9 protein-coding genes and 3 tRNA genes are annotated in these 14163 nt (G+C 70.1%); 6 read left to right on the top strand and 6 right to left on the bottom strand.

Annotated elements, in window-relative coordinates:
* The first annotated feature begins 54 nt into the window (after positions 1–54).
* The 3 genes from K4B79_RS16150 (at position 55) to K4B79_RS16140 (ending at position 4842) form a co-directional block, all read left to right on the top strand.
* The gene (locus K4B79_RS16150; RefSeq protein WP_232027278.1) at positions 55–1320 is read left to right on the top strand and encodes an NAD(P)/FAD-dependent oxidoreductase; all 1266 of its coding nucleotides are present in this window, start codon (positions 55–57) and stop codon (positions 1318–1320) included.
* Positions 1321–1367: 47 nt separating this feature from the next.
* Positions 1368–3275, top strand: a complete 1908-nt coding sequence (dnaG, locus tag K4B79_RS16145) for a DNA primase (protein ID WP_232027277.1) — start codon at positions 1368–1370, stop codon at positions 3273–3275.
* A 259-nt stretch (positions 3276–3534) separates the two neighbouring features.
* The gene (locus K4B79_RS16140) at positions 3535–4842 is read left to right on the top strand and encodes an RNA polymerase sigma factor (protein ID WP_232027276.1); all 1308 of its coding nucleotides are present in this window, start codon (positions 3535–3537) and stop codon (positions 4840–4842) included.
* A 169-nt stretch (positions 4843–5011) separates the two neighbouring features.
* On the opposite strand, the gene K4B79_RS16135 is transcribed toward K4B79_RS16140, so the two are convergent.
* The 4 genes from K4B79_RS16135 to K4B79_RS16120 form a co-directional block, all read right to left on the bottom strand.
* Positions 5012–6940 (bottom strand): ABC transporter ATP-binding protein, encoded by a 1929-nt coding sequence (locus K4B79_RS16135; RefSeq protein WP_232027275.1) that lies wholly within the window; start codon positions 6938–6940, stop codon positions 5012–5014.
* The gene (locus tag K4B79_RS16130; RefSeq protein WP_232027274.1) at positions 6940–8673 is read right to left on the bottom strand and encodes an ABC transporter ATP-binding protein; all 1734 of its coding nucleotides are present in this window, start codon (positions 8671–8673) and stop codon (positions 6940–6942) included. Before K4B79_RS16130 ends, K4B79_RS16135 begins: the two co-directional genes overlap by 1 nt.
* A gap of 191 nt (positions 8674–8864) precedes the next feature.
* On the bottom strand, positions 8865–10319 hold the full coding sequence (locus tag K4B79_RS16125; protein ID WP_232027273.1) for an FGGY family carbohydrate kinase: 1455 nt from the start codon (positions 10317–10319) through the stop codon (positions 8865–8867).
* A gap of 175 nt (positions 10320–10494) precedes the next feature.
* Entirely contained in the window at positions 10495–10800 is a 306-nt protein-coding gene (locus tag K4B79_RS16120) for a YtxH domain-containing protein (protein ID WP_232027272.1), read from the bottom strand.
* Positions 10801–10958: 158 nt separating this feature from the next.
* Between K4B79_RS16120 and K4B79_RS16115 the strand changes: the two genes are divergently transcribed.
* The 3 genes from K4B79_RS16115 (at position 10959) to K4B79_RS16105 (ending at position 11361) form a co-directional block, all read left to right on the top strand.
* A tRNA-Asn gene (locus tag K4B79_RS16115) sits at positions 10959–11031 on the top strand.
* A 6-nt stretch (positions 11032–11037) separates the two neighbouring features.
* Positions 11038–11110, top strand: a tRNA-Asn gene (locus K4B79_RS16110).
* Between the two features lie 177 nt (positions 11111–11287).
* A tRNA-Ile gene (locus K4B79_RS16105) sits at positions 11288–11361 on the top strand.
* Positions 11362–12087: 726 nt separating this feature from the next.
* Here K4B79_RS16105 and K4B79_RS16100 read toward each other — a convergent pair.
* Both K4B79_RS16100 and K4B79_RS16095 read right to left on the bottom strand, forming a co-directional pair.
* Complete coding sequence (locus K4B79_RS16100) at positions 12088–12447, bottom strand: PaaI family thioesterase (protein WP_232027271.1); 360 nt, start codon at positions 12445–12447, stop codon at positions 12088–12090.
* Between the two features lie 205 nt (positions 12448–12652).
* Positions 12653–14161, bottom strand: coding sequence for an MFS transporter (locus K4B79_RS16095; protein ID WP_232027270.1), 1509 nt, complete (start codon positions 14159–14161; stop codon positions 12653–12655).
* Positions 14162–14163: the final 2 nt, after the last annotated feature.

The raw sequence follows: 14163 nt of genomic DNA, 5'->3' as shown, positions 1-14163 counted from the left end.
ACCCGCAGTGTTTTCCGGGGCGACACCCCCCGGACCCCTGGCAGGAGGCATCAAGTGGTCGACGCTGATCAGACGTTCGTGATTGTCGGAGGCGGTCTCGCCGGCGCGAAGGCGGCCGAGACGCTCCGAGCGGAGGGCTTCACCGGCCGCGTGATACTGATCTGCGACGAGCGCGACCATCCCTACGAGCGCCCGCCGCTGTCCAAGGGCTACCTCCTGGGCAAGGAGGAGCGCGACAGCGTCTTCGTGCACGAACCCGCCTGGTACGCGCGCAACGACATCGAGCTGCACCTCGGCCAGACCGTGGACGCCGTCGACCGTACGGCGAAGACGGTCCGCTTCGGCGAGGACGGCACCGTCGTCCGCTACGACAAGCTGCTGCTGGCCACCGGTGCAGAGCCCCGCCGCCTGGACATCCCCGGCACGGACCTCGCGGGCGTCCACCATCTGCGCCGCCTCGCCCACGCCGAACGCCTCAAGGGCGTCCTGGCCGCCCTGGGCAGGGACAACGGCCACATCGTGATCGCGGGCGCCGGCTGGATCGGCCTGGAGGTCGCGGCGGCGGCCCGTGAGTACGGCGCCGAGGTGACCGTCGTCGAGCCGCTGCCGACCCCGCTGCACTCGGTCCTCGGCCCCGAACTGGGCGCGCTCTTCGCCGAGTTGCACCGCGACCATGGCGTCCGCTTCCACTTCGGCGCACGGCTGACCGAGATCGTCGGCCAGGACGGCATGGTCCTGGCGGCCCGTACCGACGACGGCGAGGAGCACCCGGCGCACGACGTCCTCGCGGCGGTCGGGGCGGCCCCCCGCATCGCGCTCGCGGAGGCGGCCGGCCTGGAGATCGCCGACCGGGCGCACGGCGGCGGGGTCGTGGTCGACGAGCGGCTGCGCACCTCCGACCCCGACGTCTACGCGGCCGGTGACGTGGCCTCCTTCCACCACGCCCTGTTCGACGCCCGGCTGCGCGTCGAGCACTGGGCCAACGCCCTGAACGGCGGGCCGGCCGCGGCGCGCGCGATGCTCGGCCGGGACGTCACCTACGACCGTGTGCCCTATTTCTTCTCCGACCAGTACGACATGGGCATGGAGTACTCGGGCTGGGCGCCCCCGGGCAGCTACGACGAAGTGGTGATCCGGGGAGACGCGGGCAAGCGGGAGTTCATCGCGTTCTGGGTGAAGGAGAACCGGGTGCTGGCCGGGATGAACGTGAACGTGTGGGACGTCACAGAGCCCATCCAGCGGCTGATTCGTACCAAGGCTCCCGTGGACACCGAGGCGCTCGCGGACCCGCACGTTCCGCTGGACAGCCTGGGCTCCTGACCCGACGGCGGCACTCCACTGTCACACCGTCCCCGTAGAATTCACGCGTGGCAGGACGGATCAACGACGAGGACGTGAAGGCGGTACGGGACGCGGTCCCGATCGACGCCGTGGTCTCCGAGTACCTCCAGCTGCGCAACGCGGGCGGCGGCAACCTCAAGGGACTGTGCCCGTTCCACGACGAGAAGTCGCCGTCCTTCCAGGTCAGCCCGAGCAAGGGACTCTTCCACTGCTTCGGCTGCCAGGAGGGCGGCGACACCATCACGTTCGTGATGAAGGTCGACCACCTCTCCTTCTCCGAGGTGGTCGAGCGCCTGGCCGCCCAGGCCGGCATCACCCTGCGGTACGAGGAGGGCGGCTACAACCCCTCCCACCAGCGCGGCGAGCGCATCCGGCTGGTCGAGGCACACAAGATCGCCGCCGACTGGTACATGGAACAGCTCGCGATGAGCCCGGAGGCCGACACCGGCCGCCAGTTCCTCGCCGAGCGCGGCTTCGACCAGGGCGCCGCCCAGCACTTCTCCGTCGGCTACAGCCCCCAGGGCTGGGACCACCTCACCCGCTACCTGCGAGGCAAGGGCTTCACCGACAAGGAACTCCTGCTGTCGGGGTTGTCGCAGGAGGGCCGCCGCGGCCCCATCGACCGCTTCCGCGGCCGCCTGATGTGGCCCATCCGCGACATCGGCGGCGAGGTCGTCGGCTTCGGCGCCCGCAAGCTCTACGAGGCGGACAACGGCCCCAAGTACCTCAACACGCCCGAGACCGCGATCTACAAGAAGTCGCAGGTCCTCTACGGCATCGACCTCGCGAAGAAGGACATCGCCAAGTCCAGCCGCGCGGTCGTGGTCGAGGGCTACACCGACGTCATGGCCTGCCACCTCGCCGGAGTGACCACGGCCATCGCGACCTGCGGCACCGCCTTCGGCACCGACCACATCAAGATCCTCCGCCGGCTGCTGATGGACAACGGCTCGGCCCGCGTGATCTTCACCTTCGACGGCGACGCGGCCGGCCAGAAGGCCGCGCTGCGCGCCTTCGAGGACGACCAGAAGTTCGCCGCCGAGACGTACATCGCCATCGCCCCCGACGGCATGGACCCCTGCGACCTGCGCCTGAACAAGGGCGACGAGGCGGTCGCCGACCTGGTCGAACCCCGCACCCCGCTCTTCGAGTTCGCCCTCCGCCAGATCGTCGTCCGCTACGACCTGGACACCCCGGCCGGCCGCGCCGCCGCCCTGGACGAGGCCGCCCCCATCGTCGCCCGCATCAAGAACTCCGGCGCCCAGCACGAGGTCGCCGTCCAGCTCGCCGGCATGCTCGGCATCCTCGACACCCAGTTCGTGGTCAAACGCGTGGCCCAACTGGCCCGTTGGGCCCGCGACCGCGGCGGCAGGGGCCCGGCCCCGGCGGGCCGCGGCCCGCAGCAGCCGTCGTACGACGCGGCCCACCGCCCCGCCGTCACCGGCCCCGCCCTCACCCTGCGCAACCCCGTCTACGCCACCGAACGCGAACTGCTCAAGCTCGCCCTCCAGCGCCCCGAGCTGGTCTCCCCGGCCTTCGACGCGTACGGCATCGACGAGTTCACCGCCCCGCCCTACGCCGCCGTACGCCAGGCCATCATGGACGCGGGCGGCGCCGAGTACGGCGTCCAGGACGCCCAGGACTACCTCGTCCGCGTCCGCGAGGCCGCCCCCGACGACGCGGTCCGCGCGATGGTCACGGAGCTGGCCGTCGAGGCGATCATGCGCAAGACGGTCGACGAGAACTACGCGGGCGACCAGCTGGTCACCGTCCGCCGCCGCGCCGTCGACCGCCGCATCCAGGAAATCCAGGGCACCCTCATCCGCCTCGGCACCTCCGGCGACCCGGCCCACCTCGCCGCCGTCCAGAACGAACTCTGGACCCTCCAGCAGTACGGCCAGGCCCTCCGCGAACTCGGCACCGCGGCGCTCTGACCCCTGCGGGCAGGGCGGGGGCGCCGGGTTGCGACTTGTCGGGCCCGGAGGGATTTCCTCGCGCCCGACCGGGGACCCGACAGGTGAGCCCGCGGCCGGAGACGCGACCAGGCCGGCCGTGGTCGACCACACAGCAGATCAGGGCCGGGACGAGCATCCGGGTTTTTGGTGACGGTAACCACGCGGTCACGGACCGGACTCAAAAAGTCACCGCACGCCCCTCGTGGCGGTGATGTGTCGTACTCCACACTGGGTTCCGGTGCCTGAGTCCTCGGAGCGCGGCCGATCCGTCCCCAGCGGGTCCCACACCCCCGCGGTTCCGCTCATCGCGTACGGGACGGACAGCGGCGAGGCCGCCGACTCCGCCCCCGAAGCAGCGCTGCCGCACACCTCAGCAGCGATCATCCTGGAGGTCGCCCCCGTGCAGACCCAGACCCTGACACAGACCGACAGCAGGACCGCCGCCGGCGCGGACAGCACAGAGCCGGACGCCGAGACCGACGTACTGGTCGCGGTCCCCCCGCAGAACCGTGTCGCGCACCATCCCGAAGCGGAGCCCGAGGCCTCGCCCGAGCCGGCCGAGCCGCCCGCCGAGGCGCTGGAGACCGAGGCTCCCGAGCCGGTGGAACCCGTGCGCGCCCGCGCCGACACCGGCAGCCCCTCCTCGGACCTGTTCCGCCAGTACCTGCGCGAGATCGGCCGCATCCCGCTGCTCACCGCGGCCGAGGAGGTCGAGCTCGCCCGTCGGGTGGAGGCCGGACTCTTCGCCGAGGAGAAGTTGAGCAACACCCCCGACCTGGACAGCCAGTTGGCCCTGGACCTCGACCGGCTGGTCGTGATGGGCCGGATGGCCAAGCGCCGCCTCATCGAGGCCAACCTGCGGCTCGTCGTCTCCGTCGCCAAACGGTACGTCGGCCGCGGCCTGACCATGCTCGACCTGGTCCAGGAGGGCAACCTCGGCCTCATCCGGGCCGTCGAGAAGTTCGACTACGCCCGCGGCTACAAGTTCTCGACCTACGCCACCTGGTGGATCCGCCAGGCCATGTCCCGGGCCCTCGCCGACCAGGCCCGGACGATCCGCGTCCCGGTCCACGTCGTCGAGCTGATCAACCGCGTGGTGCGGGTGCAGCGGCGGATGCTCCAGGAACGCGGGTACGAACCCACGCCGGACGAGGTCGCCGCCCACCTCGACCTCGCGCCGGAACGCGTGAGCGAGGTCCTGCGGCTGGCCCAGGAGCCGGTGTCGTTGCACGCGCCCGTCGGCGAGGAGGACGACGTCGCCCTCGGTGACCTCATCGAGGACGGCGACGCGGCGTCCCCCGTCGAGTCGGCGGCGTTCCTGCTGCTCAGGGAGCACCTGGAAGCGGTGCTGTCGACCCTGGGGGAGCGGGAACGGAAGGTCGTCCAACTCCGGTACGGCCTCGCCGACGGCCGCCCCCGCACCCTGGAGGAGATCGGACGGATCTTCGGCGTCACGCGGGAGCGGATAAGGCAGATCGAGTCCAAGACGCTGAACAAGCTCCGGGACCACGCCTTCGCGGACCAGCTGCGGGGTTATCTGGACTGATGCCGGGTGCGGTTGTGGGGGCTGGTCGCGCAGTTCCCCGCGCCCCTGAGGTCGGTGCAGTCACGTCCGCCCAGCTGCACCCCACCTAGGGGCGCGGGGCTGTATCGATTTGCGGCTTCGCCGCGTGGGCGCGACCAGCACCCACCGGGCCGCACCCGGCAGACAACCCTCAGTCCACCTCCGCCACCGCCTGCGCGAACTGCGCCTGGTACAGCCGTGCGTACGCCCCGTCGGCCGTCAGCAGGTCCGTGTGCGTGCCCTGTTCCACGATCGCCCCGTTCTCCATCACCAGGATCGTGTCCGCGTCCCGGATCGTCGAGAGCCGGTGTGCGATGACGAACGACGTGCGCCCGTGCGCGAGTTTGGCCATCGCCTTCTGGATCAACACCTCCGTACGCGTGTCCACGGACGACGTCGCCTCGTCCAGGACCAGGATCACCGGGTCGGACAGGAAGGCCCGCGCGATGGTGATGAGCTGCTTCTCGCCCGCGCTCACCCCGCTGCCCTCGTCGTCGATGACGGTGTCGTAGCCGTCGGGCAGGGTGCGGATGAAGCGGTCGGCGTGGGCGGCCCGCGCGGCCTCCTCGATCTCGCCCCGGGTCACCTCCCGGGAGGCCCCGTACGCGATGTTCTCCGCGATCGTGCCGCCGAACAGCCAGGTGTCCTGGAGGACCATGCCGATCCCGGCGCGCAGTTCGTCCCGGGACATCTTCGCGACGTCGACGCCGTCGAGGGTGATACGCCCGCCGGAGACGTCGTAGAACCGCATGAGGAGGTTCACGAGGGTGGTCTTGCCGGCGCCCGTCGGGCCGACGATCGCGACCGTGTGTCCCGGCTCCACCGTCAGGGAGAGGTCCTCGATGAGCGGCTTGTCGGGGTCGTAGCGGAAGGAGACGTGCTCCAGCGCCACCCGCCCGCGCAGTTCCTCGGGCCGCACGCCCGGCACCGGATCCGCCTGCTGCTCCTCCGCGTCGAGGAGTTCGAAGATCCGCTCGGCGGAGGCGACGCCCGACTGCACGAGGTTCGCCATGGACGCGACCTGGGTCAGCGGCATCGAGAACTGGCGGGAGTACTGGATGAAGGCCTGCACGTCACCGATCGACAGCGACCCCGACGCGACCCGCAGGCCGCCGACGACGGCCACCAGCACGTAGTTGATGTTCGACACGAACATCATCAGCGGCTGCATCACCCCGCTGTTGAACTGCGCCCTGAAGCCCGCCTCGTACAGCGCCTCGTTCTGCTCGGCGAACTGCGCGGCCGACTCCTCCTGGCGCCCGAACACCTTCACCAGCGTGTGCCCGGTGTACATCTCCTCGATGTGGGCGTTGAGCTTCCCGGTCGAACGCCACTGCTGCACGAAGTGCGGCTGCGACCGCTTGCCGACCCGCGTCGCGACGACCGCCGACAGCGGCACGGTGACCAGCGCGACCAGGGCGAGCAGCCAGGAGACCCAGAACATCACCGCGAGCACGCCGATGATCGTCAGCAGCGAGTTGATGAGCTGGCCCAGCGACTGCTGGAGGGTCTGGCCGATGTTGTCGATGTCGTTGGTCGCCCGGGACAGCACCTCGCCGCGCTGGCGCTTGTCGAAGTACGACAGCGGCAGCCGCGACAGCTTCGTCTGCACGTCCTCCCGCATCCGGAACATCGTGCGGTTGACGGCCCGGTTGACCAGCCGCGTCGCCACCGCCATCAACAGCCCGGCGACGAGGAACACCCCGAGCGCGAACAGCAGGACATGTCCTACGGCGGTGAAGTCGATGCCCTTGCCGGGCGTGAAGTCGGTGCTCCTGAGCATGTCCGCGGCGGAGCCGTCGCCGCGCTCGCGCATGGATTCGAGGACCTGCTCCTTGCTGGCACCCTCCGGCATCTGCCGTCCGACGATGCCCGCGAAGACCAGGTCGGTGGCCTTGCCGAGGATCTTCGGCCCGATCACGTTCAGGCCGACGCTCAGCACCACGCAGACCAGCATCGCGTAGAGGGTGAACCGCTCCGGCCGGAAGTGGGTGAGCAGCCGTTTGCCGGACACCTTGAAGTCCAGCGAGCGGTTCTCCGGGCCGGTGCCCGCCATCATGCGCCCCATGGGCCCGGCCATCAGGCGGCCTCCGCTTCCGTGAGCTGGGAGAGCACGATCTCCCGGTAGGTCTCGTTGTCCGCCATCAGTTCGTGGTGGCTGCCGGTGCCGACGACCCGGCCCTCGTCGAGGACGACGATCCGGTCGGCGTCCCGGATGGTGGCCACCCGCTGGGCGACGATCACGACGGTCGCCTCCGAGGTCTCGGCGGCCAGCGCCGCCCTCAGGGCCGCGTCGGTCGCGTAGTCCAGGGCGGAGAAGGAGTCGTCGAAGAGGTAGATCTCCGGGCGCTGCACGAGCGTCCGGGCGATCGCGAGCCGCTGCCGCTGACCGCCGGAGACGTTGGTGCCGCCCTGCGCGACGGGCGAGTCGAGGCCGTTCTCCAGCCCGCTGACGAAGCCCTTGGCCTGCGCCACTTCCAGCGCGTGCCACAGCTCCTCGTCGGTGGCGTCGGGATTGCCGTAGCGCAGATTGGTCGCCACCGTGCCCGCGAACAGGTACGGCTTCTGCGGGACGAGTCCGACGGTCTTCGCCAGCAGCTCGGGGTCGACGTCCGCCACCGGCACCCCGTCGACGAGCACCTCGCCGTCGGTCGCGTCGAACAGCCGGGGCACCAGCCCGAGGAGGGTGGACTTGCCGCTGCCGGTCGAGCCGATCACGGCGGTCACCTCACCGGGCCGGGCCACCAGGTCGATCGCCTTGAGCACCGGCTCCTCGGCACCCGGATAGCAGAACCCGGCCCCGCGGATCTCCAGATGCCCGTGCCGCCGCAGCTCCCGGACCGGCGCCACCGGCGGCACCACGGACGACGAGGTGTCCAGCACCTCCTGGATGCGCTCGGCGCACACCTCCGCGCGCGGCACCATCATGAACATGAAGGTGGCCATCATCACGGACATGACGATCTGCATCAGATAGGCGAGGAACGCGGTCAGACCACCGATCTGCATCCCGCCGCTGTCGATCCGGTGGGCACCGAACCACACCACCGCGATCGACGACAGGTTCACCACCGTCATGACGATCGGGAACATCAGCGCGAGCAGGTTGCCGGTCTTCAGCGCGACGTCGGTGAGGTCGGTGTTGGACTTCCGGAAGCGCTCCTCCTCGTAGCCGTCCCGCACGAAGGCGCGGATCACCCGGTTGCCGGTGATCTGCTCGCGCAGCACCCGGTTCACGGTGTCCAGCTTCACCTGCATGGACCGGAACAGCGGGCGCAGCCGCCGTACGATCAACGTCACGCAGATGCCCAGCGTCGGCACCACGGCCACCAGCACCGCGGACAGCGGCACGTCCAGGCCGAGCGCCAGCACGATGCCGCCCACGCACATGATGGGCGCCGACACCAACAGGGTGAACGTCATCAGGGCCAGCATCTGAACCTGCTGCACGTCATTGGTCGTACGGGTGATCAGCGAGGGCGCGCCGAACTGGCCCACCTCGCGCGCCGAGAAGGACTGCACCCGGTCGAAGACGGCCGCCCGCAGGTCCCGGCCGACCGCCGAGGCGGTCCTGGCGCCGTAGTACACGGCACCGATGTTGCACACGACCTGCACCAGGGAGATGCCGATCATCAGGGCGCCGTAGCCGAGGATGTAGCCGGTGTCCCCGTTCACGACGCCGTTGTCGATGATGTCCGCGTTGAGCGTGGGCAGATACAGCGTGGCGCAGGTCTGGAGGAACTGGAGCAGCACCAGCAGCCAGATGGGTTTCTTGTAGGGCCTGAGATAGGTCCGCAGAAGTCGTATGAGCACGCTACGTCTCTCGGAGTCGACGACGGGGCCATTGGTTGCCCCTGGCCCCTATCGTCGGACACTCCACCCGCGTTACCTCAACCGATTAAGCCGAGAGCAGTGCTTCGTACGGCCTTACGGGTCCTTCTGGGCGCGGATTCCTACCGGCGTCTCACATTCCGCTTCGCCCGGAACACCCGGGCGGGCGGCGGCTACACGCGGAACGCCCCCGGGTGGGTCTGCTCCCGGACCGACACGAACTGCTGGCGCACCGCCTGCCCCACCGCCAGTTCCTCGCCCGGCTCCAGGACCTGCGCCGCCGCGCCCTGCCAGGCCGGCGGGGTGCGCGGGTCGAGCATGCCCTGCGAGACCCCCAGCGCCCAAGCGGCCTGCCGGGCGGCACCGATCGCCGCGTAGTCCGCCGGCTGCGGTACGACGACCTGCGTCCCGAACAGCGCGGGCGCCGCGGCCTGCACGGCGGGCAGCTCGGCGGCGGCCCCCAGCAGGAAGATCCGCCGCACCTCCACGCCCCGGCCGCGCAGCACGTCCAGCGCGTCCGCGAGCCCGCACAGCATGCCCTCGAACGCGGCCCGCGCCAGATGCTCCGGCTTCATCGACTCCCGCCTGAGCCCGACCAGGGAGCCCGCGGTGTGCGGCAGATGGGGGGTGCGCTCACCCTCCAGATAGGGCAGCAGTACCAGCCCGTGCGCCCCCGGCGTCGACTTCATCGCCAGGTCGGACAGCCCCTGCAGATCACTCACCCCGAGCATCTCGGCCGCCCCGCGCAGGGTCCGTACGGCGTTCAGCGTGGTCACGACCGGCAGGTGCATGCCGGTCGCGTCCGCCAGGGAGGTGATCATCCCGCTCTGGTCCACCAGCGCCTCGGGATGCACGGCCATCACGGACCCGGAGGCCCCGAGCGACACCACGGCGTCGCCGAGCCCGATCCCCAGCCCGAACGCGGCGGCCATCGTCTCGCCGGTGCCCGCCGAGATCAGCAGCCCCTCCGGTGTCGTACCGGAGGCGTCCGAGGGGCCGATCACCTCGGGCAGCATCGCCTGCCGCCCGAGCGCCAGCTCGACCAGGTCCGGGCGGTAGCCGCCGGTCGCCGCCGACCAGTACCCGGTCCCCGAGGCGCCGCCCCGGTCGGTGGTCCGCCGGACCGGCCGCCCGAGCAGCTGCCACACCAGCCAGTCGTGCGCCTGGAGCAGCACGGCGGTGCGCTGCGCGGCCTCCGGCTCGGTCTTGGCCAGCCAGCGCAGCTTGGTCACCGGCTGCGCGGCCTGCGGAACACACCCCACCGCCTGCGCCCATGCCTCGCGCCCGCCGAGCGCGTCCACCAGATCGGCGGCCGCGACCTGCGCCCGCTTGTCCCCGCCGACCATCGCCGGGCGCACGGTGTTGCCCTGCGCGTCCAGCGGCACGAGGGCGTTCTGCTGGGCCGAGACCCCGATCGCCTGCACGCCTTCCAGCAGCCCGCCGCCCGCGGCCTCGCCCAGGGACAGCAGCCAGGCCTGCGGGTCGACGTCCGAAGGCCGCGCGGTGCCTTCGGCGCCCTCGATCGGATGCGGTGCGTACCCCTGCCTGAGCACGGCACCCGTGTCCGTGTCGCAGACCACGATGCGAGTGAAATCGGGTGCACTGTCCAACCCGGCGACTATCCCCATGGCTCGAATTCTGCCGTAGCGCTGCGCTTGCTTGGGCCGTGGGCGTCGTTGGGGTGCGGGTGGTGCTTCGGGTGTGGGTCCGTTGTGGCTGGTCGCGCCCACGCGGCGGAGCCGCACATCGATACAGCCCCGCGCCCCTGAGGTTGGGGGCTTGGCCGGTGTGTGAGGAGTACCGCTAGGTGTTGCTGGTGCCCCAGTCGTCGCCTGCCGTGCCGTTGGTGTTGCGTTCGCGGAGGTTGCGGACGCGTTGGGTGACGGAGTCGGGGACTCGGTCGCCGACTTTCTCCGTGACCGAGTGGTAGGCCTTGCCGGCGAACTGGCGGCCCTGCTGGGCGGCGGACTCGGCGGTGTTGCGGACGGCGGGGTTCTGCGCGACCTGGCGTGCGGACTTCTTCAGCTGCTCGTAGCGCTCGCGCCCGGCACGCGTGCCCAGCACGTACCCCAGAGCCAGCCCCACCACGAACGTGAGCTTGTAGCGCATGGCGGTCACCCTTTCCTTGCGTAGGTCTGCGGTGCGGCGTCGGTGCCGGGGGGAACCGATTGGCGGAGCACCCCCCTGCTTGCGCTAATGTATGTGTCGCAGCGAACGCCCGCCCCCTGGCGAATACCCAGGGAGGTACGTTCGATGCGACGAGGCGATCCTCCGTAGCTCAATTGGCAGAGCAGCCGGCTGTTAACCGGCAGGTTACTGGTTCGAGTCCAGTCGGGGGAGCTTCGATCTTCCGTAGCTCAATTGGCAGAGCAGCCGGCTGTTAACCGGCAGGTTACTGGTTCGAGTCCAGTCGGGAGAGCAGGACGAACGAGGACCCCTTGAGGGTCCTTTTTCGTGTCCGGCGGAACCGCGCGCGACGGGGTGCAGTCCTCAAGGTCGTGCACGCCGTGCGAAGTCGACCACCCGAAGCAGGAGATCGTATGAGCGGCTATGCTGCGGCAGACGGCGCGCACACATGTACGCGACACGCCGCTATGGGGCGGTAGCTCAGCCGGTTAGAGCAGCGGACTCATAATCCGTCGGCCGTGGGTTCGAGTCCCACCCGCCCCACTGCGCACCCCTGTGACCTGCGGAAACGTCTCATCTGGGGTGCGGATTCAGGGCGTTGGTTTACGGGGCTGAATCCGCTGCTCGTGAGTTCGGCTCCGCTGCCAACAGAGTTAGTTGACGTCACTCTGACCTGCACAGACGTATCAGCCCACGGCTGGAGGATGGTGTCGTGGGTGGGCTGCGCAAGCGTCTGGACGTCGAATTCTGGACGCTGGCTGGACATGAGGATCCGGAAGTGCTGCCCGGTGACCTTGGGTGTCGGGAGACGGCCACGGTCACCGCGCGAGGGTTGTCGCTCGTGGTCCGGGCGGCTGCCCTGAGGGGCGATGCCAAGACCCAGGGGCCGGGATGGCGCAGATGTGTCCAGACCGACGGTGTCTCGAGATCGATTCGTTGTCCCATTTGACGGTTGCGCGGCTGGGGCAGCCATCTACAGGGCGGTCAGCTGGGTACCGGGTCGGCGGCGGAAGCAGTGCTGATACCGGCGCGGCGGGTGTGGGGACGCGGGTAGGGCGACGTCGGCTGCTGTCTGTGCTGTGGAGCCTGTCGCTGTTGAGAGAGCTTCCCGGCGGTGACCGAGGGCCAAGGGAACTGCCCGAAGAGGAAACGGCCCAGGTGGGTTGCTCGACCCTCTCGTGTGGCCCCTTTGGTGCAGGTGATGAAAGGGGAAGGAAGTGCTGGTCGACTTGCGGCGGTAACCGTGACTGACTGTTGGTCAGTGATGGATCAGGCGGTCGGGCTGACGTGGGCAGCGTGGTGGCTGGTGCGCGCAGGCTGCCGGCCGCAAGCCGGGAAGATCGGGCAGGTGGTGGTTGCGTGGGCGAGCAGTCTGCCGGCGGGATCGGCGATGGCGGCGGTCGCGTGCGCGGTGCGCCGGCCGACATGCACTGGGGTGGCTTCGCAGCGGATGCGGCTCGTGTCGATGCTGACCGGGCGCGGGAAGGTGATGGTGAGGCCTGCGTGGTGTAGCCGGTTCCGGCGGGGAAGCGGGTGAAGCGCCCAGCGGATTGTCGGCGAGGTTGCCAGAACGCCGCCGTGGACGGTGCCGAGCGCGTCGTAGCGATGTCCGAGGAGGCGTGGCGTCACGTCACGGGTTCTCACGTCCACATGGCTGGTCGTCGCTCTGGAATCAGTTCCCTCACCCGCATGCGGGCCTTGCTGTGGGTGTCTCCGGCGTCCGGGTGCAGCGCCGGGCGAAGGAGTCGCACCCAGCCCCGTACGAGACAGGGCGCTCGCCAGGCTGGGTGGGGCCGGCGAATCGAACGATGGGCGCCGTCCCTGAGCAGGACCCTCACATGTGCACGACGGGGGCCGCGTCGGTGTCGGTGGCCGGTACGCCACGCCGGTAGAGGACGGCGGTGACGATCAGGCCGGCCGTGAAGAAGGCGGCGGACCACCAATAGGCGGTGGAGTAGGCCTCCAGGCTGGACTGGGCGAGGACAGCGGGGTCCTTGGGGTCGTGGCCGTCGAGGTAGTCGGTGGCGGCGCTGGTGGCGAGGGTGTTGAGAAGTGCGGTTCCCAGGGAGCCGCCGACCTGCTGCATGGTGTTGACGGCGGCGGAGGCGGCACCGGAGTCCTCGGCTCCCACGCCGGCGGTGGCCAGGGCCAGTCCCGGGGCGATGAGCAGGCCGAGGCCGAGTCCGGCGACGAGCAGCGGGAGCATGATGTCGGTCGGGTAGCTGCTGTGGAGGTCGAGAGTGGTCAGCCAGACCATGGCGGCGACGGAGGTGCCCATGCCCAGCGGCACGGTTGCCTTGGGGCCGATGCGGGGGATCAGCACGGTGGAGGCGAGGGACGCTGCGGCGCCGAGTCCGATTACCAGAGGCAGGAAGGCCAGTCCGGTCTTGATGGGGGTGTAGCCGAGGCTCTGCTGCAGGTAGTAGGTGAGGAAGAGGAAGACGCCGTAGATGCCGATAGCGGTGATCAGGATGGTGAGGAAGGAGGCGCCGCGGTTGCGGTCGAGCAGGACGCGCAGGGGCAGCAGGGGGTGGGTGGAGCGGGTCTGCCACCAGGCGAACACGCCGAGCAGGACGACACCGCCGGTCAGGAAGCCCCAGGTGGCCGCAGAACTCCAATCGTGGGTCTCGGCGTTGGAGAAGCCGTAGACCAGGGCGAACAGGCCGGCGCTGACGAGTACGGCACCGGGGATGTCGATGGTGGCGCTCTTGTCGCGGGTGGTGCGCTGCAGCAGGATCACGCCGCCGACGAAGGCCACGGCGGCGAAGGCGAGGTTGACGTAGAGGGTCCAGCGCCAGTCCATGTACTCGGTGAGCAGGCCGCCGAGCAGCAGGCCGACGGCGCCGCCGGCCCCGGCGATGGCGCCGAAGACGCCGAACGCCTTGGCGCGTTCCTTGGCGTCGGTGAAGGTCGTGGTCAGCAGGGACAGTGCGGCCGGGGCGAGCAGGGCACCGAACAGGCCCTGCCCGGCTCGCGCGACGACGAGCATCTCGAAGCTGGTCGCGGCACCTCCCAGGGCGGATGCTCCGCCGAAGCCGACCAGCCCGGCCAGGAAGGTCGCTTTGCGGCCGAAGAGGTCGGCGATGCGGCCGCCGAGCAGGAGCAGGCTACCGAAGGCGAGCGCGTAGGCGGTGACGACCCACTGCCGGTTGCCGTCGGAGAAGCCCAGGTCCTGCTGTGCCGAGGGGAGGGCGATGTTCACGATGGTCGCGTCCAGGACCACCATGAGCTGGGCCGCGCAGATGACGGTGAGGATCCACCAGCGATGGCGATGTGATGAGTTGACGGGCGGGAGGGCGGACGCTCTGGCTGTTCCAAGCGTGTTGTCGGAGGTTTGGGACATGA

It is taken from the genome of Streptomyces lincolnensis (assembly GCF_021173675.1).
Classification (GTDB): domain Bacteria; phylum Actinomycetota; class Actinomycetes; order Streptomycetales; family Streptomycetaceae; genus Streptomyces; species Streptomyces lincolnensis_B.
This window is presented reverse-complemented; position numbering and strand designations above follow the sequence as displayed.

What these genes read in the sequence shown, in the direction of transcription:
- K4B79_RS16095 (WP_232027270.1), bottom strand. Translation starts at nt 14,161, where the DNA reads ATGTCCCAAACCTCCGACAACACGCTTGGAACAGCCAGAGCGTCCGCC.
- K4B79_RS16120 (WP_232027272.1), bottom strand. Translation starts at nt 10,800, where the DNA reads ATGCGCTACAAGCTCACGTTCGTGGTGGGGCTGGCTCTGGGGTACGTG.
- K4B79_RS16125 (WP_232027273.1), bottom strand. Translation starts at nt 10,319, where the DNA reads ATGGGGATAGTCGCCGGGTTGGACAGTGCACCCGATTTCACTCGCATC.
- K4B79_RS16135 (WP_232027275.1), bottom strand. Translation starts at nt 6,940, where the DNA reads ATGGCCGGGCCCATGGGGCGCATGATGGCGGGCACCGGCCCGGAGAAC.